Genomic DNA, 18445 nt, shown 5'->3' with positions numbered 1-18445 from the left:
CACCGCCGGCGCCCCCACCCACCCGGGCCGGGCGCCGGCGGGGAGCTACCCGAAAGCCAACGTGTCCGTGCCCGCCGGGCGGCGCAGCACGGTCAGCCGATCGGCCAGGTCGCTGCCCGGCGGCGGGGTGTACAACACCACGCGCCGGTTGTCCTCGGGGGTGATCAACACCTGGCAGTCCACCTCCACCAGGCCCAACACCGCGTGCCGGACCCGCATCCGGCTGTGCCGACGAACCGCGACCTCGTGCCGGTCCCACAGCTCGGCGAACTCCTCGCTGGCCTCGCGCAACCGGGTCACCAGGCGCCGCACCACCGGATCGTCCGGGCGATGCGCCGCGGCGGCGCGCAGGTCGGCGACGTGCAGCCGGCTGTGGTAGTCGTGCTCCTCGACCGGATACGCGGCACGCGGGCCGGTGTCGCCGAACCAGCGCCACACCACGTTGCGACCGTGCTCGGAGACCGTGCACACCCCGCCCAACAGCGCCTGCGCCATCGCGTTCTGCGCGAGCACGTCACCGAGGTCGTCGAGCACCTGGGCCGGCGTCGCCGCCAACTGGTCGAGCAGGTGCAGCAGCGCGGGCGCCACCTCGTCCCCGGCGATCCGCACCGCGGGCGGTCGGTGGCCGGCCAGCAGGTGAAGGTGATCGCGTTCGTCGTCGCTCAGCCGCAACGCCCGCGCCAGCGCGCCGAGCATCTGGGTCGAGGGCTGCGGACCGCGGGCCTGTTCCAGGCGGATGTAGTAATCGGCGGACATGCCCGCGAGGCGGGCCACCTCCTCGCGGCGCAGGCCCGGCGTACGGCGCCGGGAACCGGCGGGCAGGCCCGCGTCCTGCGGAGACACCCGGGCCCGGGAGCGGCGCAGGAAGTCGGCGAGTTCACCGCGAGCGATCGTCATATCGGTCATCGTGCCGCATCGCCCCGGTTGCCAACCTGGGACCGGCGATCCCAGGGTCGGCGAGGCTCTCCCGGCCCGATCCGCGCGACGGCAGAGTTCCGGATGTCGGGTCGTTCGGCTCGACACCACCCCACTCGAAGCACCGGACCTGCGGATTCGCGGTCCGGGCCGCCCGAGCCGGTCCACCGGGAGCACCCCATGCCCATCGTCGAGGTCGCCGACGCCCAGGTCCACTACACCCTCTCCGGCACCGGGTCCGGCCCCGCGCTGCTGCTCGTGCACGGCACCGGATCCGTGGGCGCGCCGGTGAACTGGGGGGCCACCGTCCCGCTGTTCGATCACGAGCGGGTGGTGATCACCCCCGATCTGTCCGGGACCGACGCCACCCCCGACGCCGGCGGCGCGCTCACCGTCGAGATCCTGGCGGGCCAGGTGATCGCGGTGATCGAGGACGCCGGCACGGGAGCGGTCGACCTGCTCGGCTTCTCGATGGGTTCGACCGTGGTCGCGGCCGTCGCCGCGCTGCGCCCGGACCTGGTCCGCCGGCTGATCCTGGTCGCCGGGTGGGCGCACGTGGACAGCGACGAATACCTGCGCAACCTGTTCACCGTGTGGCGGCGGCTGGGACGCACCGACGCCGAGTCGTTCTCCCGGAACGTGACGATGACCGGCTTCAGCCGAGGCTTCCTGAACTCGATCGGTCGCGACGCGGTGGAGGCGATGCTGGCGAACATGCCGCCCACGCCGGGCACCCTGCGGCACGTGGACTACAACCTCACCGCCGACCTGCGCCCGCTGCTGCCCGCGATCGAGGCCCGCACGCTGGTCGTCGGCTGCACTCGGGACGCCACCATCCCGGTCGAGCACAGCCGCGCGCTGCACGAGGCGATCGCCGACAGCACGTACGCGGAGATCGACTCCGGACACGTGGTGATGTTCGAGAAGCAGGAGGAGTTCGTCGAGACGGTACGCGAGTTCCTCGTCGCCGGCTGAACCACGTGCCCCGGAAGCCCCCGATGCACTCCCCCTCGTCCCGCCGCCGACCGATCGCGGGAAATCCCGCTGACCCGGCACCCCGCCCCGGCCCACAATGTGGATTCGGCGAGCGGGGTGGGGGCCGGCGCGGTGGCCGGCGGTGTCCCGGGCCGGCCGAACCGCTGTCGGTCGGCACTGGGATCATCGAACGACACCGAGGGGAGGTGACGGACGTGGCGTACGGCGAACGTGCCCCGCAGGCGCCGATCGTGAGTCTGACCGACCGTCGGGCGCTGGAGGCATGGCGGCCGGCCGACGACGAGGTGATCGCGCGGGCCCGCAAACTCAAGGAAGAGGCGCTGCTCGACTTCGGCATGGAACTGTCGGTCATCGCCTCGTGGTTGTACACCAAGTGCCACCACCACATCCCGACCACCGCGATCGACACTGCGGCCGTGATGGCCTCCGGCGACGGCACCTGTCTGCTCCTGTACAACCCGCAGTTCTTCTGCGATCTGGGCCTGGACGGCGTGAAGTTCGTGCTCTTCCACGAGGCCCGGCACCTGATCCAACGACACCTGTTCGCCGAGTCCGAGCTGCGCGCCGACCCGGTGTTCACGCTCGCGGCCGAGGTGACCATCAACCACGTCGCGATGGCCCGGCTGGGCCGCAGCAAACTGCCGATCCTGCGCCGACTCGACCCGGACACCGGCGCCCTGATCGAGGACCCCACCGGCATCGACCCGAGGAGGGTCCACCGCGACTACGTCCAGGACCTCACCGACCAGGGCCTGGCCGCACTGTCCTACGACGACTTCGTGGACACCGACTCGACCGTCTACGCCGAGCTCAAGCGCATGAAGAACCCGCCGGTGCCGCCCCCGCTGTGCGTGCACGTGCTGCTGGGCGAGGGCACCGGCCACAACGACGGCATGGACGGCGAGACCGTCGGCCGGGTGGCCTCCGAGGTGCTGCGCAGCGTGCTGCTCGCCGCCCGCCGCGGCGAACGGCTGGCCCGACAGGAGTTGCTCGACCTGCTCGCCCGCACCGACGGCGCCACCGACCGCACCTCCAAGTTGTGGGGCGACCTGGGCGCCGGCTTCCTGCGCGGCGAGACCCAGCGCACCCGCCGGGTCGAGTGGTGGCAGCAGTGGCTGGTGGACGTGCTCGCGTCCAAGCTGCGCGAGGGCGAACGCCTGGTCTATCCGAAGAAACGCGGGGCGCTGCTGGCCGCGCTGGGCCACGACCCGATGCTCGCCCGACGCGGACTCGAACGCACCAAGGTCGTGGTGATCGCCTACGACACCTCCGGCTCGATGCCCGACCAGGTGGTGAGCTGGCTGACCGAGTTGGTCGGCAAGGCCGACGGCGTCGAGACGCACTGGCTCAGCTTCGACGGCACCGTGATGCCGTTCAAGCCGGGCGAACGGGTGCTGGGCGGCGGCGGCACCAACTTCCAGAACGTGGCCGACTACGTCGAGGGACGACTGGAGATCGAGGGGTCGGGCCGCTTCGACGAATCGGTCGACGCGGTGGTGATGCTCACCGACGGCTACGCGCCGCCGATCACTCCGGCCGACCCGGACAAATGGATCTGGCTGATCACCGAGGGCGGAGACGACTGGCCGGAGCGGCACCACCCGTCGATGGACTGTCACCGCGTCCTCACCGGCGACCACTGATCGGGGCCGGTCATGCCGACGCGCCTCGCCGAAGAGCCCTCCGCAGCACGCCGTGCGCAGCACCCGGAAGGAACCATGACGATCACCGCTGACCCCACGCGCGCCGGCCGCCCCGCGTCCGAGCCCAAGTGGAAGGCCACCGCCACCTACCCCGAACGTCCCAAGGGCTGGAAGGGCGTGTCCAAGCTGGAGGAGTTCATCGACGCGATGATCGACCTCGGCCAGACCGGCCAGATCTTCGGCGAGCACGGCATCGGCAAGACGGCGACCTTCTTCAGCCACATCCCCGACCGGCACGACGACACGATCCTGGTCTTCGTACCCGCCGCCAACCTCACTCCCGACGACCTACTGATCAACGCACCCGTCCGGGACGAACGCACCGGCGAACTCGTGCTGCGCCAGCTCATCATGCGTCAACTGCGGCCCGGCAAACGGTTCGTGCTGCTGATCGACGACGCGCTGCAGGCGGGCGAGACGATCCAGTCTCAGCTCATGCAGGTCGCCTGCAACTGGACGCTGGGCGAACACGATCTGCGCGAACTGGGCTGTGTGGGCGTCTTCCTCACCGACAACGAGTCGCTGTCCGAGACCGCGACCCGGCGCACCGACCTGGCCATCCTGGACCGGATGGTCACCGTCAAGATCACCGCGACCGACACCGCGTGGCGGTACAAGCTCGCCGAGCGCTTCGCCGGCACCGACCTGACCCCGATCTTCCAGGTCTGGACGAGCCTGTCCCCGGCACTGCGCCAACTGGTGTCCCCGCGCACCCTGGAGCACGTGATCGACTGCGCGCTGGCCGGCTTCCCGCTGGTGTGGGGACTGCCGTTGGTCAACGGCGAGCGCCTGGCGCTGACCGAGACCAAGAAGGACGGCTCCCCCGGCCCGGACCGCACCGACGAGGTGCTCGACCGGATCGCCGCGGGCCTGAACGTGCGCAACCCCGACCAGACGCCGGACTCGGTGCGCCGGATCGTCCGCGAGGCGATCCGGCGCCGCTGGTCGGTGCTGATCCAGGGCCCGCCCGGCTGCGGCAAGACCGAGGTGGTGCGGGACGTGGTGCGCGGCGAACTCGGTCGTGAGCCGCTCTACTTCTCGCTGCCGGTGACCAACGTCGAGGACCTGTGCGCACCGGTGCCCACGCCGGACGGTTCGCTGGAGAACCTGCTCGCCGCCAAGTTCACCGATCCCGGCGCCAAGGTGATCGTGTGGGACGAGTACAACCGGCCCAAGGACAAGTCGACCTTCGCCAAACTGATGGAGGTCACCCAGGAGTGGTCCATCGCGGGCCGCCCGATTCCCGGCCTGCGCGCGCAGATCGCCCTGCAGAACCCGCCGTACCACCTCGGCCGCAAGATGCTCGTCTCGCGCAACAACATCGCGCAGGCGACCCGCTTCACCGCGTCGCTGACCATCCGCCCCGAGGACATCCCCGCCAACGAGTGGTTGATCAGCACCTACGGCCCGGTCGCCGAGACGGTGCTGGAGTGGTGGAAGAACGACATCGACGACGAGGGCCGCGACTGGATCACCAAGCGCACCCTGGAGCGGCTGATCAAGCTGCACAAGCGCGAACTGCCGCTGGAGATGGCGAAGGTCTACCTCGGCGACGGCGAGTACGCACCGGTGCCGCTGAACGCGCTCGAGGCCCGATTCGCGGAGAACCCGGCCACCGGGCTGGGCGACATCTCGGCCAATCTGGCCGAGTGGGTGCGCCGACTGGAGGCCGCCAACGAGGAGTCCGGCGAGGGCACCGACGACACCGACATCGTGCACCAGGTGCTGGCCAACGCCGAGTTGTCGCAGTTGCGCGAACATCTGGACACCGTGGCGCAGTTGCTGGCCGGCCTGCCGCCGAAGCTGCGTTCGAGCTACCTGGTCGGCCAGTCCGCGGACAAACAGCGCTTCTGGATCGAGGCGTTCGCGAAGATGCCGAGGAAGTAGGCCGAGGATCCGGGTTGTCCGGCCGGCGCCGAGGAACCGGTCCCGGCCCCGTGGCCGAAGGCGTCGGCCCCGCCCGTCAGCGTTTGCGGCGGGCGGTGCCGAACAGACTGCGGGTGATCTCCCGGCCGATCTGGGTGCCCATCGAGCGCAGCACGGATTTGACCGCCGAGTTGCCCATCACCTGGCCGACCACGTCCGACTTCGGCTTGTCCGCGCGCCCGCGCCCGGCCGCCGGTTCGGGCGCGGGCGCCGCGTCCGGCTCGGCGGGCGGCGCCTGCGCGGCCGTCAGCTTCTCGAACGCCGACTCGCGATCGACGGCCGTGCCGTACTTGGCGAACAGCGGCGACCCGGCCACCGCCGCCGACATCGTCTCCGCCGGGATCGGCGCCATCAGCGACACCGGTGCCCGCAGCCGGGTCCAGGCCACCGGCGTCGGGGCGCCGCTCTCGCCGAGCACGGTGACCACCGCCTCGCCGGTGCCCGCCCGGGTGAGCACCTGGTCCAGGTCGTAGGCCGAACGCGGGAACGTGGACACGGTGGCCTTGAGCGCCTTGGCGTCCTCGGGGGTGAACGCACGCAGCGCGTGCTGCACCCGATTGCCCAACTGGGACAACACGTCGCCCGGCACGTCCCGCGGCGTTTGGGTGACGAAGAAGATTCCGACCCCCTTGGACCGGATCAACCGCACCGTCTGGGTGATCGCGGTCAGGAACGCCTTGGAGGCACCGGTGAACAGCAGGTGCGCCTCGTCGAAGAAGAACACCAGACGTGGCCGATCCGGATCGCCCACCTCCGGCAGGTCGTGGAAGAGATCGGCGAGCAGCCACATCAGGAAGGTGGAGAACAACTGCGGCTTGTCCTGCACCGCGGCGAGTTCGAGCACCGAGACCACACCGCGCCCGTCGGAGGTGGTGCGCAGCAGATCGGCGGTGTCGAAGTCCGGTTCGCCGAAGAAGGCCCCGCCGCCGTTGTTCTCCAGCGTGATCAGCGCGCGCAGGATCACCCCGACGGTGGCCGTGGACAGGCCGCCGATGCGCTTGAGTTCGGCCTTGCCCTGATCGTCGGTCAGGAACTGGATCACCGCGCGCAGGTCCTTGAGGTCGACCAGTTCCAGCCCGCGCTCGTCGGCGAAGTGGAAGATCAGGCCGAGCGAGGACTCCTGCGTCTCGTTCAGATCCAGCACCTTGGCCAGCAGGGTCGGCCCGAAGTCGGTGATCGTGGCCCGGATCGGCACGCCCGGGCCGATCCCGCCGAGCGCGTGGAACTCGACCGGGCAGCCGACCGGTTGCCAGTCCTGGCCGACCTCGGCCGCCCGCCCGGTCACCCGGTCGCCGGGCGTCCCCGGGGCAAAGATGCCGGACAGGTCGCCCTTGACGTCGGCGAGGAAGACCGGCACACCCTGCGCGGACAACTGCTCCGCGATCAGTTGCAGCGTCTTGGTCTTGCCGGTGCCGGTCGCGCCCGCGACCAGGCCGTGCCGATTGAGTACCGCGAGCGGGACACGCACCCGCGCCTGGGGATGCGCGGTGCCCTCGACCACGGCCGCGCCCAGTTCCAGCGCGGGTCCGGTGAAGGCGTATCCGGCCGTGATGGCCGCGATCGTGTCGTCCTGCTCGCTCATGCGCTCCTCCGCTCGCCGAGATGCGGAAGACGAATACACCGATAGGACGAGAAATATCCCGATTGCCCCGGCGGATCGGCCATCCGAGCCGGCCTGATCCGCACCCTCGCTCCCTCGCATCGGCGCCGGGTGGGGGTTAGGCGACCGTGATCCCGGTAGGCTGAGCCTGTGATCTTCAAGCGGATCGGTGACGGCAAACCGTACCCGGACCACGGGAGGTCGGGTGCCCGGCAATGGGCCGACATCGCCCCGCGGCCCGTGCGTCTGGACCAACTCATCACGACGAAGCGGCAACTCGACCTCGACACGCTGCTCGCCGAGGACTCGACCTTCTACGGCGACCTCTTCGCGCACGTCGTGAAATGGCAGGGTGACCTCTATTTGGAGGACGGCCTGCATCGCGCGGTCCGGGCCGCGCTGCAACAGCGCCAGGTGTTGCACGCGCGCGTGCTCGAACTCGGCTGAGCACGCAACCCCGGCGGCCCGATCAGGTGGTCGTCTCGCGTACGGCCGTGCCCGGATACGCAAGGTGCCACGTCGGCGCTAACCTCGACTTCATGGCGACCGGGATCACGGCCATGCCGTGCAGGAGGAGGACGGGGGCGCACCGATGAGCATGCTCACTCCCCGCGGCATGGGAGGCCAGTACAAGATCACTGGCAAGCTGTATCCGCGGATGACGCGGCGCAGGCGACGCATGCCCGTGGTCATCGCGATCGTGGTCGGCCTGGTGGTGCTGGCCACCGCCGGTTGGGGCGTGTACCACTTCACGTCCGACGACAGCGGCGACAAGGCCGCCGCGTGCGCCTCGCCGACGGCCTCGACCCCGGCGGCCGCCCCGCCTGCGGCGTTGCCCGAGCCCAAGACGATCACGGTGAACGTCTACAACGCGACCAAGCGCGCCGGCCTGGCCAAGACCGTCTCCGAGGCGCTCAAGGCGCGCGGCTTCGTGATCGGCAAGGTGACCAACGATCCGCTGAACCAGCCGGTCGCGGCCACCGCCGAGATCCGGCACGGCTTCCCCGGCACCACCCCGGCGAAGGTGGTCGCGGCCCAGGTGGCGGCGAGCACCGTCAAGGAGGACCAGCGCACGGACGGCTCGGTCGACCTGGTGATCGGCGACGGCTGGACCGACCTGGCCGCGCCGGAGCAGGTCGCCGCGATCCTGTCCCCGCCGCCTCCGCCGGCCCCGAGCCGCCCGCCGGGCTGCTGACCCGCCGAACGCGACCCATCCGCTGCCGCCTCCGCATCCCGCGCAGGCGGCAGCGGCACGTCGGGCGGGCCACACCCCGCCCCACCCCCGCCGGTCAGCCGTTGCCGGGTTTGCCGAACTCCTCGACCAGCACGGGATACTGCTCCGCGCCGTGTCCGGCGGCGATCGAGCGGTCGGCCATCGCCTTGATCAACCTGGGCAGTTCGGCGTTGACCCCGAGCGCCTCGCTCTCCTCGATCAGGTGGGCCATCGCCCGCGCGTCGGTCTCCAGGGCCGACACCTCGGCCGGGAACGACCCGCGGTCGATCTGCTCGGCGTACCCGGGCAACCATTCGGCCACCCCGGCGGCGATCTGCCGGGCGAACGAGGCATAGGTCGCGGCGTCCACCCCGGCCGTGCGGACCATGGCCGTGCCCTGGAGCCAGGCGTTCAGCACACTCCACATCATGGCCAGGCCGGCCACGTCGTACAGGGCCGCCAGCCCGTGGTCCGCCCCGAGGTGACTGACCGTGCCCAGCGCCTCCAGCGTCGAGCGATTCGCCGCGAAGTCCGCCTCCGGCCCGCTGTGCAAAATCACCGCGTCGGCGGTCCCGATCCCCGACGGGATGGCCATGATCGCGCCGTCCAGGTAACGCGCGCCACGCTGCTCGGCCCATCGGGCGGCCTCCCGGGCCTGGGCCGAGTCGCCCGACGTGAGGTTGATCAACATCTTGCCGTCCAGCTCGGCGGCGCTCCCGTCGAGCAGCTCGTACACGGCCCGGTAGTCGGTGAGGCAGACGATCACCAGCGGCCCCGCCGCGAGTGCGGCGCCCACCGTCGGCGCCGACCGGGCGCCCTCGGCCACCAGGGTGTCGGCCTTGGCGGCCGTGCGATTCCACACGGTGGTGGGATGGCCGGCCCTCAGGAACGCCCCGGCCAGGGCCCGGCCCATCAGTCCGAGTCCGATGACGGTCACAGGGGTGCTGCTTTCGTTGTTCATGGCAGCATCGTCAACGTTGATACCGGTATGAAGGTCAAGTGAGGTTTCGATGCGGATCGGGGAACTGAGCCACCGAACGGGCGTCCACGCCCACCAGTTGCGCTACTACGAGGCCCAGGGCCTGCTGGAGGCGGACCGCCGCGCGAACGGCTACCGCGAGTACCACGAGACCGCGGTGCTGCGGGTGAAACAGATCCGCCACCTGCTCGGCGCCGGCCTGTCCTCCGAGGACATCGCGTACCTGCTGCCCTGCGCGGTCGGCGAGGCCCCCGAACTACCCGGGTGCCTCGAACTGCTGACCGCGATGCGCTCCCGGCTGCGGCGCCTGGACGACCAGATGCAGCGCCTCGCCCAATCCCGCGACGCCCTCACCGCCTACATCGCCGCCGCCGAACAATCCGGCGCCGACCACTACCCACCCTTCGACGAGGCCACCCCCAGCCCATCCCCGCCTGACCCCGCACCCCACCCCGAAAACGACGAAGGACCCGACCACGTGCGGTCGGGTCCTTCGTATGTCCTGCTCAAGAGCGGTAGCGGTGGGATTTGAACCCACGGATAGCTTGCACCATCACACGCTTTCGAGGCGTGCTCCTTAGGCCACTCGGACACGCTACCGAGAGAGAGCTTACCGGATGCCGGGGTGTGCTTCGTAACCGGATTCCGGGGAGCGGGCGTGGGTGAAGAAGTCGTGCAGGACGGCGGTGCACTCCGTTGCCGCGACGCCGCCGACCACCTCGGGGCGGTGGTTGAGGCCGCGGTCGCGCAGGATGTCCCACAGCGAGCCGGCGGCGCCGGCCTTGGGGTCCCAGGCGCCGAAGACCACCCGGTCGACCCGGGCCAGCACGATGGCGCCCGCGCACATCGTGCAGGGCTCCAGGGTGACCACCAGGGTGCAGCCGGACAGGCGCCACTCCCCGACGGCCTTGGCGGCCTCGCGCAGGGCGAGGATCTCCGCGTGGGCCGTCGGGTCGCCGTGCGCCTCGCGTTCGTTGCGGCCGCGGCCGAGCACCGCGCCGTCCGGGCCGAGCACCACGCACCCCACCGGCACATCCCCGGTGTCGACCGCCAAGGCCGCCTCGGCCAAGGCCAGCCGCATGGCCGGCTCGTACCGGCGCAACGCCGGGTCGAACCGGGGCTCGGGCACCGGCGGGGGCATCGGGCTCAGCGGACCGTCTCCAACTCGTCCGCGCAGCCCAGGCGTTCGGCTATCACCGCGATGGCGTCCGCCGGCAGACCCGCCTCGCCCGCGAGGTCGGCGAGCAGTTGAGCCGACACCCCCAGGTCGACCAGCACCGTCTCGTCGCCGGCCGGGCCGGTCGGCAGCACGGCCTCGTCGTCCTCCTCCAGGCCGTCCAGCACGTCGGCCGTCAGCAACGCGTCCGCGTAGGCGCTGCGGGAGACCGCGGCCACGTCGGAGACGTAGATGCGCGGGTCCTCCTCACCGTCCACCCGGACGACCGCGAACCAGGTGTCCTCCTGTTCGACGAACAAGAGCACCGGCTCGTCGTCCACCGCCGCCGACCGTGCCAGCGCGGTCATCCCCGCCGAGTCCTCGACATCGTCGAGGTCGGCTTCACGGGCCTCCCACTGCTCGTCTGTACGTACGAGCACTGCGGCGAAGTACGCCACGGGACTCTCCAAGATCGTTCGCTTCGGCGTTGTCCCTCGCATCGTGGCAGATACCGGACCACGACGACGGGAATTGGCGCACGTTGACGAACAAGGTCACCGAGACGATCAAGGATCGGTCGAATTCAGTAACGGAACGTACGCATCCGCATCATCTGCCGTAGCCGCTCATTGCGTACGCGGCGGGGTTGGATGCGGGCCCGCAACTCGCGGGCCTCGGCCAGTTCGCGCAGGAAAAGGGTGCGCCGGCGTCGGCGCGCCGCCTCCTCCTCGCGGCGCTCGGCCGCCGTCGTCCGAGGTTCCCGACTCTCCATCACCATGCCCCTGGGCTCGAAAGGCCGCCGAAACCGACGTGGCAGTAGTTCCCGGGACACGCCGGCTCAGTCATCACACCGGTCGGATGACACCGGATGTGTGTTCGCAAATCGGTGTAACAATCTCAATTCGCCCGACATTCCCGCAAACGCGCGAGTCGCGCCGGTCGAACGACCGGCGAATGCCGCCGAACACGCCTCGAACCCGACAACCCGGCAGGGTCGCCGCCAGGTCAAACGGCTAATGTCGCAACATGCGGATTCATGTCGTCGACCATCCTCTGGTGGCCCACAAGCTCTCCACCCTGCGCGACCGGCGCACCGACTCGCCGACCTTCCGGAGGCTCGCCGACGAACTGGTCACGCTGCTCGCCTACGAGGCGACCCGAGGCGTACGCGTCGACCCGGTGGCGATCAGCACCCCGGTCAGCGAGACCACCGGCGTCAAGCTCTCCTACCCGCGTCCCCTCGTGGTGCCGATCCTGCGGGCCGGGCTGGGCATGCTCGACGGCATGGTGCGGCTGCTGCCCACGGCCGAGGTCGGCTTCCTGGGCATGATCCGCAACGAGGACACCCTGGAACCGTCGACCTACGCGACCCGGATGCCGGACGACCTCAGCGGCCGGCAGGCGTACGTCCTGGACCCGATGCTCGCCACCGGCGGCACCCTGATCGCGGCCACCAAGCTGCTGCTGGACCGCGGCGCGCACGACGTGACCGCGATCTGCCTGCTCGCCGCCCCCGAGGGGGTCAAGGTGATGCAGGAGGCGTTCCAGGACACCGAGGCCACCGTCACCGTGGTGACCGCCTCGATCGACGAGCGGCTCAACGAGCACGGCTACATCGTCCCGGGCCTGGGCGACGCCGGCGACCGGCTGTACGGCACCGCCGGCTAGGCGGCGCCCGGGCGGTCCACCCGACGCGGCGCCCACCTGCGGATACGCCGTCCGGGGGCGGATCGCGGCCGCGGGTCCCGGACGGGACCAAGGCCCTGCCACGTCAGGCCGAACGCCGGATGCGCGGCGACACACCTCGGCGCATGCTGGAAGTGTGCCGGGGGCTGGGCAGGAGCCCCGCAGGCACCCCGGGACTGTTTGCCGATGCTGCGAAGGTACGACCCACCTTTGCTCCGGCGGGGGTCCCACAGGGGAGAGTGAGTGGCCGGTCCCCCCGCGGCCGCTCCCTCTCCCCTATTGTTTCTCCCCGATACCTCATTCGGGGAGGCGGGGAGATGCAGGCGCAGACCAAAAGGATCCTGACGCTGCTCCTGATCGTTTTCGTCATCTACACGATCATCGCCACGCCGGAAAAGGCCTCCGACCTGGTCGCGCAGTGGTTCCAGGCGATGTCGTCCGCCGCCAAGTGGTGCGGCGATCAGATCAGCGGCTGGACGAGCTGAGGCGGGCACGTCGAGAGGTGGGGGCGGGACCGGTCACCGGCTCCACCGTCGACCCACACGCGATACGCAAGTACCTGCTGCCCACCGAGACCTGCGCGATAGCGGTGCGCCGGCACTGGGCCATCATCATGCGCCCGTTGGCCACCACCGCACTCGGACTGGCCTTCCTGCTCGTGCTGTTGTGGTACTTCCCGGCCGAGAACCTGGCGGTGCGCTACGGCGTGTGGCCGATCGGGGCGGGGCTCCTGCTGTGGTGCACGGGACACGTACTCACCTGGCGCAACGACTACTTCATCGTGACGGACAAGCGGATCATCCTGGCCACCGGGCTGATCGCCAAGCGGGTCAACATGATGCCGCTGACCCAGGTGACCGACATGAGCTATCGGCGCACCCCGGGCGGCCGAATACTCGGGCACGGGACGTTCGTGATGGAGTCCGCGGGGCAGGATCAACCGCTCAAGGAGGTCGGCTTCGTCCCCCGACCCGACGCCGTCTACCTCAAAGTGTGCGATCAACTGTTCGGTCCCGACGTCGACTAATCGGCACGACTGGCGAGTAACACGAAACGGATGGCAAAACCTCAAATTTTCTTTGCGGTGATTTACGGCTTTCGTACTGTCGACATGCCGCTAGATACACCCGCATCACCTGACAAATCGGGGATGTCGCAAGGGGTTTGGGGCGGTGACCCGCGCCGGTAAGGGGGTACCGAACGACGGCTGCCGTTCCACCATGGCCGGCAGCGGCCAGGTTCCGCTCCAGGACCGACGAGGAGGTGGGCTCTCCAGTGCTGCTGCGAGATGCTTCCCACGAGGGCACGGCCGGCTCGATCGCCGACCGGGCCGCGCCCGCGCGCCTTCCCCGTACCGGCATCCCCCGCGTCCGCGCGGTCAGGGGTTCCGGCACCGACACCCCCCAGGACACGCGCACGCTGTCCCGAACCCTCCTGCTCCGCCTCACCGATGTCGTCGAGGGATCGCCCGAGCACGCCTACGTGCGCAGCACCCTGGTCGAGCTGAACCTGCCCCTGGTGCGCTTCGCGGCCAACCGCTTCCGCAGTCGCACGGACCAGTACGAGGACGTGCTCCAGGTGGGCACGATCGGACTGATCAAGGCGATAGACCGCTTCGACCCGCATCGCGGCGTCGAGTTCCCCACCTACGCGGTGCCGACCATCATCGGCGAGATCAAGCGCTTCTTCCGGGACACCTCGTGGAGCGTGCGGGTGCCCCGCCGACTCCAGGAACTGCGCCTGGCGCTGGCCGAGGCCACCGAGCAGTTCAACCACAAGTACGACCGCGCCCCGACGGTGGTCGAACTCGCCAAGCACCTGAACCTCACGGTCGAGGAGATCCTCGAGGGTATGGAGGCGGCCAACGCCTACTCGCCCGCGTCGCTGGACGCACACGACCTCGACGACGATCGCGACAACGCGCTGATCGCCCGGCTGGGACAGGAGGACGAGGCACTCGACGGCGTCGAATACCGCGAGGCGCTGCGTCCGTTGCTGGCCCGGATGAGTCCGCGCGACCGGCAGATCATCATGCTGCGCTTCTTCGGCAACATGACGCAGTCGCAGATCGGCGAGCGGCTGGGGATCTCGCAGATGCACGTGTCCCGCCTGCTCGCCCGCGCGCTGGCACGCCTGCGCGCCGATCTGTCCGCCTGAGCGGCCGGACCTCGACCGCGGCCCGGCAAGGCCCCTGACTGATCGTCAGAGCCCTTGCCGGGGCGGCCGGTCGAACCCGTCCCGGCGGACGACCACCGGCGACTGCCGGCTCAGAAGGTGAGTAGCTGTGCCCGGAGCTTGAGTTCGGTGATCGGGTCGATGTTCAAACCCGTGCGCAGGTACGCGTCGAACGAGCCGTACTTCTTCTGCACCTGCGCGAACGCCGTGTCCAGGTACGACTTCTGCACGTACAGGAGCGGGTCCATCAGGGTCGGGTCCTGCATCAACCCGGCGGCCTTGAGGCTGGCCTTCGTACCCTCGTTGCGGGCCCGGAGGTTGTCGTTGCTGGCGAGGAAGTCGCCGTAGACGGTGGCGTCGTCCACGCCGAGCGCCTTGAGGATGATCGCGGTCATCCACCCGGTACGGTCCTTGCCCGCCGTGCAGTTGTAGATCACCGACTTGCCGTCCGCGATGTCCCGCAGCACGGTGGCGAACTGCGCGCGCTGGGCCGGGTCGTCGACGAAGCCCCGGTAGACGTTCTCCAGCGCCGCCGCGGCCTTGCCGTCGCCCAGCTGTTCCTGTTGCTTGATCGGATCCCGGCTGCCCACCGCCGCGTTGGTGATGTTGGTCAGGTTGCCGTCGGCGATCGGCAGGTGCTCGACCGCGGTGCCGGCGGGCAGCTTGTTCGCGCCGTTGCCGGCGATCTCGGTGTCCGTGCGGAAGTCCGCCGACACGTCCAGGCCCAGGCTCGCGAGCCGGGCCACGTCCGCGTCGGTCGCCTTGCCGAGCGCGTCGGTGCGGAAGACCTGGCCGTACTTGACGCTCAGACCCCAGTCGGCGCGGTAGCCGCCGATGTCACGCGCGTTGGGCGCGCTCTGCAGGCCGAGCGAGCGCGGCGCGGTGACCACGCCGACGACCGGGCCGGCCGGGGTGACGTTGAAGTACCAGCGCTGCGCCGGGTCCAGGCCGGACACGGTCAGCGAGTTGCCGGTGACGGTGCCGACGATCCGGGTGAACCGGTCCACGTCGGTGGACGCGTACACGCGCATCGGGCCGGGCCAACGGTCCGTCCAGGTGATCGTGTGGGTACCGTCCGCGTTGGCCACGGCCGACGCGCCGGTGACGATGCCCAGACCGCCTCGGGCCGAGACGTTGGCGTCGCTGTTGCCCGCGTCGGCCGAGGCCGGGGACGAGGTCACCGCGACGGAGCCGCCGAGCGTGAGCGCCGCCGTGACGGCGATGGTCGCGAGGCGGGTGGTGCGTATGCGCATGCGGTTGTGCTCCCGAAGAGGAAGTGTTCGTGAGCGCGCGGGAACCACCTGGAAAACAACCGGTCGTTGCTACCGCGCGACGGGCACCACTGTAGTGATGAGCAGGTCGGGTACTCCAGACGGTGCCGTATGGAGAGACGAACGCATCACCGAGAAACCACACGCACCGCCGCCGCCGCGACACTCGCGCCCGCCGCCGGTCGACCCGACGGACCCCAACCATCGGTATCTTTGCGCCACTTCGTCGAGCGGGCGTTCGCCTCGCCCGATCCGGGACATCCGCGGCCGTCACGGGGAACGCCGGCACGGTGTCCGGGAGTTTCCCTGATACGCCGTCAAATAGGTACCGCGCGCCGGGATTCCGGGTAGGAGCCCGCCATCCGCACGGTGGTACGGGCGGCCCTGGGGCAAAGTGGGGACCAATGCGCGCGCGTGCGCACACGGGCACGGGCCGTGCACGCTATACCTGTTGATACCTGTCGCACGGGTGGGGGACGGTACGCCCACCGGCGACACGACGGGACCGGCTCGCCGGCCGGCCCGAGGCGAAGGAGGAAGCCGTGCCGGACGGTACCAGCAAGCGCCACACCCCCGGCGATGGTTCGCCGGCCGAGCCCGTCCCGCGAGCACAGGGTCCACGACGTCCCGGCCCGACCGGTCGCGAACGTCCCGATCCCGACTACGATCGACGGCCGGATCCCGACTACGACCGTCGCCCCGACCCGGAGTTCGACCGCGACGGGATCGCGCCGGACGGATCGACGGGCTACCCGGAGAACGCCCCGGATCAGGCCGGCCGCCGCTCCGGGCGGGCGCGTCGGGTCGCGAACTGGTTCGGCTTCGGCGCACCCGCCGAGGAGGACGAGCCGGATCCCTACGACCGCCGACCCGGCTTCGGGCGACGTGATCCGTACGAAGCCGACGCCGGGGCCTACGACTACGGTCGCGACCAGGGCCCGGAGTACGACGACTACGACTCGGCCCCGGCGCCGACGTCGGGACGCACTCGGCGGCGGACCGGCTCCTCGCACTGGGAAGACGTCATGCTCGGCTCGTCGCCGTCCCCGGGCACGCCGATGTCGGACACCATTCCCGGCGACACGATGCCGCCCGACCGTCTGCACCGCGAGCCGCAGGGTGTGCTGCCGCCGTCACGTGGCACCGCGCGTCCGGCCCGCCGCGAGGATCCGACGCCGAAGTGGCAACCGGAGCCCGACGACGAGATCGAACCCGCGGATCCGATGGATCCGGTCGACCCGCTCGACCCGGGACCGCGCCCGTCCGCCGAACGCCGCCCGGCCTACCCGCCGATCCCCAAGCGCAGGCCCGCGCCGGCGGCCGAATCCGAGCGGGCCGGCACGGTCGACACGATGCCCGCCCTCGACGACGAGCCCGACGATCGACGCCGGCGCGACGACGCACCGGATCAGGACGACGACGGCGATCCCGGCACCTCGTTCGTACCGGCGCCCGCCGCCCCCCGAGTGCCCTACCGCCCCGGACCGGCCGCGGAGGGCGCGGTCGACGAGGTACCCCGAAGGATGTTGCGCATGTTGCCCCCACCCGCGCTCGCCGACGGCGGCGGCATGGTCGTCGACGGCGGCCGACTGGGCCGGTTGAACGTCCGTGCCGCCGGCGTCCGCGGCGAACTGCACCAGCAGCAGGGCCTGCCGAGGCAGAACTGCTTTGCGGTCGGCCCGGATCCGAGCGCGCGATGGACCATCGCGATCGTCTGCGACGGCGTCGACAACGCGCACGCGTCCGAACTCGCCGCACAGATCGCGGTCCGCAGCGCCTATCGCACGGTCGCCAGGATGGTCGCGCGCGAGCGGCACGAGAACTGGGACTGGGCCGGGGTGCAGACCGAGGTCGAGGACGACCTGCGGACCAGGCTCGCCGGCACCGCGGACCGAGCACACGAGTTGGGCCGTTCGGAACCCGCCACGCGCCTGGCCATATTGGTCACCGCCGCGGATCCGTTGGAGGACGACCGGGTCGACATGGCCGTGCTGGGCGACAGCACCGTGCTCCGCCTGGCCCAGGGTGGCTGGCGCGCGCCCTTGGGCATTCGGGACACGGCGGAGGAGGCCGCCCCGGCGGCGATTCCCGACCAGGCCGGCGACGACCAGCTCCGGATCTGCCGCACCACGTGGCGACCGACCGACGTACTGGTCATGATGACCGGCGGCTTCGCCGAGGCACTCGGTCAGCCGACGGCCGGTCTCGCGCCGCGTCTTGCCGAGGATTGGCGTACGCCGCCATCGCTCTTCGACTACCTGCGCGACGTGGACGAGGGCCTTCGTCTGCGCGAGGACGACGGCTGCGTGGTCGCCCTGTGGCCGTCGACCTGAGCACTTCGGCCGAAACGACCGGACCCGTCGTCTCGACCGCTTGACGCACGGATCCGAGCGGTGACGACCGCCGCAGTGAATACGGATCGACCGCATACCTCGGGCGGGACCCCGAACGATTGGGGCCCGCCCGTCGGTATGTCAGCCGACGGCAATGAGCACGGCCACCGCGACCACGATGATCGCGACCACGACTCCGGCAATCAACATCACCGGCGGAGTGCCACGGCGGGCCGGCTCGCCGGGGGGCGCAGGGCGGTCCTCATTCACGAAAGCCCGGAACATCTGAGTACTGGCGGCAGGATCCATCTCGTTGTCAGGCATGCGCACGACCATACCGCCGCACTCGAAAAACGCAAAAGGCCCATCCCTGTTCGGGATGGGCCTTTCACACGTTGATTCCGGCGGCGTCCTACTCTCCCACACCCCTTCGAGTGCAGTACCATCGGCGCTGGAGAGCTTAGCTTCCGGGTTCGGAATGAGACCGGGCGT

At 70.4% G+C, this 18445-nt stretch carries 18 protein-coding genes, 1 tRNA gene, 1 rRNA gene and 1 pseudogene; 11 read left to right on the top strand and 10 right to left on the bottom strand.

The window, feature by feature from the left end; all coding sequences use genetic code 11:
• Positions 1-45 precede the first annotated feature (45 nt).
• On the bottom strand, positions 46-906 hold the full coding sequence (locus ACFXMF_RS14360) for a helix-turn-helix transcriptional regulator (protein ID WP_360315908.1): 861 nt from the start codon (positions 904-906) through the stop codon (positions 46-48).
• 189 nt (positions 907-1095) lie between these two features.
• Here ACFXMF_RS14360 and ACFXMF_RS14355 point away from each other — a divergent pair, with 189 nt between their 5' ends.
• The 3 genes from ACFXMF_RS14355 to ACFXMF_RS14345 all read left to right on the top strand — a co-directional run bounded on the left by ACFXMF_RS14355 (position 1096) and on the right by ACFXMF_RS14345 (position 5501).
• Positions 1096-1890 (top strand): alpha/beta hydrolase, encoded by a 795-nt coding sequence (locus tag ACFXMF_RS14355; protein WP_360315906.1) that lies wholly within the window; start codon positions 1096-1098, stop codon positions 1888-1890.
• 215 nt (positions 1891-2105) lie between these two features.
• Complete coding sequence (locus ACFXMF_RS14350) at positions 2106-3554, top strand: hypothetical protein (RefSeq protein ID WP_379987794.1); 1449 nt, start codon at positions 2106-2108, stop codon at positions 3552-3554.
• Between the two features lie 75 nt (positions 3555-3629).
• Positions 3630-5501: an AAA family ATPase gene (locus tag ACFXMF_RS14345; protein WP_360315901.1), complete on the top strand. Its 1872-nt coding sequence runs from the start codon at positions 3630-3632 to the stop codon at positions 5499-5501.
• Positions 5502-5577: 76 nt separating this feature from the next.
• Here ACFXMF_RS14345 and ACFXMF_RS14340 read toward each other — a convergent pair whose 3' ends face one another.
• A complete protein-coding gene (locus ACFXMF_RS14340; RefSeq protein ID WP_379987765.1) occupies positions 5578-7122 on the bottom strand; it encodes a helicase HerA-like domain-containing protein in 1545 nt (514 codons plus the stop codon).
• A gap of 168 nt (positions 7123-7290) precedes the next feature.
• Between ACFXMF_RS14340 and ACFXMF_RS14335 the strand changes: the two genes are divergently transcribed.
• Both ACFXMF_RS14335 and ACFXMF_RS14330 read left to right on the top strand, forming a co-directional pair.
• The gene (locus tag ACFXMF_RS14335) at positions 7291-7587 is read left to right on the top strand and encodes a type II toxin-antitoxin system VapB family antitoxin (protein ID WP_020556786.1); all 297 of its coding nucleotides are present in this window, start codon (positions 7291-7293) and stop codon (positions 7585-7587) included.
• 145 nt (positions 7588-7732) lie between these two features.
• Positions 7733-8335 carry a LytR C-terminal domain-containing protein gene (locus tag ACFXMF_RS14330; protein ID WP_379987764.1) on the top strand — a complete coding sequence of 201 codons (603 nt, stop codon included), beginning with the start codon at positions 7733-7735 and terminating at the stop codon, positions 8333-8335.
• 94 nt (positions 8336-8429) lie between these two features.
• Here ACFXMF_RS14330 and ACFXMF_RS14325 read toward each other — a convergent pair whose 3' ends face one another.
• On the bottom strand, positions 8430-9314 hold the full coding sequence (locus ACFXMF_RS14325) for an NAD(P)-dependent oxidoreductase (protein ID WP_379987763.1): 885 nt from the start codon (positions 9312-9314) through the stop codon (positions 8430-8432).
• 49 nt (positions 9315-9363) lie between these two features.
• Here ACFXMF_RS14325 and ACFXMF_RS14320 point away from each other — a divergent pair.
• Positions 9364-9765, top strand: a pseudogene (locus tag ACFXMF_RS14320) (MerR family transcriptional regulator); the annotation flags it as partial.
• Positions 9766-9845: 80 nt separating this feature from the next.
• Here ACFXMF_RS14320 and ACFXMF_RS14315 read toward each other — a convergent pair.
• The 4 genes from ACFXMF_RS14315 to ACFXMF_RS14300 all read right to left on the bottom strand — a co-directional run bounded on the left by ACFXMF_RS14315 (position 9846) and on the right by ACFXMF_RS14300 (position 11260).
• Positions 9846-9932, bottom strand: a tRNA-Ser gene (locus tag ACFXMF_RS14315).
• 10 nt (positions 9933-9942) lie between these two features.
• Complete coding sequence (gene tadA, locus ACFXMF_RS14310) at positions 9943-10473, bottom strand: tRNA adenosine(34) deaminase TadA (RefSeq protein WP_360315858.1); 531 nt, start codon at positions 10471-10473, stop codon at positions 9943-9945.
• 5 nt (positions 10474-10478) lie between these two features.
• On the bottom strand, positions 10479-10946 hold the full coding sequence (locus ACFXMF_RS14305) for a tRNA adenosine deaminase-associated protein (protein WP_360315856.1): 468 nt from the start codon (positions 10944-10946) through the stop codon (positions 10479-10481).
• A gap of 125 nt (positions 10947-11071) precedes the next feature.
• Positions 11072-11260 (bottom strand): hypothetical protein, encoded by a 189-nt coding sequence (locus tag ACFXMF_RS14300; protein WP_026219506.1) that lies wholly within the window; start codon positions 11258-11260, stop codon positions 11072-11074.
• Positions 11261-11514: 254 nt separating this feature from the next.
• On the opposite strand from ACFXMF_RS14300, the gene upp reads away from it, so the two are divergent.
• From upp to ACFXMF_RS14280, 4 genes are all read left to right on the top strand, one after another.
• Entirely contained in the window at positions 11515-12156 is a 642-nt protein-coding gene (upp, locus tag ACFXMF_RS14295; RefSeq protein WP_360315854.1) for a uracil phosphoribosyltransferase, read from the top strand.
• 335 nt (positions 12157-12491) lie between these two features.
• Positions 12492-12659, top strand: coding sequence for a hypothetical protein (locus ACFXMF_RS14290; RefSeq protein ID WP_020556777.1), 168 nt, complete (start codon positions 12492-12494; stop codon positions 12657-12659).
• A gap of 17 nt (positions 12660-12676) precedes the next feature.
• Positions 12677-13201 carry a PH domain-containing protein gene (locus tag ACFXMF_RS14285; RefSeq protein ID WP_360315851.1) on the top strand — a complete coding sequence of 175 codons (525 nt, stop codon included), beginning with the start codon at positions 12677-12679 and terminating at the stop codon, positions 13199-13201.
• Between the two features lie 248 nt (positions 13202-13449).
• The gene (locus ACFXMF_RS14280; RefSeq protein ID WP_360315849.1) at positions 13450-14331 is read left to right on the top strand and encodes a SigB/SigF/SigG family RNA polymerase sigma factor; all 882 of its coding nucleotides are present in this window, start codon (positions 13450-13452) and stop codon (positions 14329-14331) included.
• 110 nt (positions 14332-14441) lie between these two features.
• Here ACFXMF_RS14280 and ACFXMF_RS14275 read toward each other — a convergent pair whose 3' ends face one another.
• Positions 14442-15602, bottom strand: a complete 1161-nt coding sequence (locus ACFXMF_RS14275) for a tyrosine-protein phosphatase (RefSeq protein ID WP_379987762.1) — start codon at positions 15600-15602, stop codon at positions 14442-14444.
• A 560-nt stretch (positions 15603-16162) separates the two neighbouring features.
• Here ACFXMF_RS14275 and ACFXMF_RS14270 point away from each other — a divergent pair.
• On the top strand, positions 16163-17953 hold the full coding sequence (locus ACFXMF_RS14270; RefSeq protein ID WP_379987761.1) for a protein phosphatase 2C domain-containing protein: 1791 nt from the start codon (positions 16163-16165) through the stop codon (positions 17951-17953).
• A gap of 141 nt (positions 17954-18094) precedes the next feature.
• Here ACFXMF_RS14270 and ACFXMF_RS14265 read toward each other — a convergent pair whose 3' ends face one another.
• Together ACFXMF_RS14265 and rrf are read right to left on the bottom strand one after the other, a co-directional pair.
• The gene (locus ACFXMF_RS14265; RefSeq protein ID WP_360315841.1) at positions 18095-18277 is read right to left on the bottom strand and encodes a hypothetical protein; all 183 of its coding nucleotides are present in this window, start codon (positions 18275-18277) and stop codon (positions 18095-18097) included.
• 75 nt (positions 18278-18352) lie between these two features.
• A 5S ribosomal RNA gene (rrf, locus tag ACFXMF_RS14260) occupies positions 18353-18445 on the bottom strand; the annotation flags it as partial.

It is taken from the genome of Embleya sp. NPDC059213, assembly GCF_042754445.1.
In the GTDB taxonomy this organism is placed as follows: Bacteria; Actinomycetota; Actinomycetes; order Streptomycetales; family Streptomycetaceae; genus Embleya.
The sequence above is the reverse complement of the archived record's forward strand: the minus strand, read 5'-3'. Positions and strand labels throughout refer to the sequence as shown.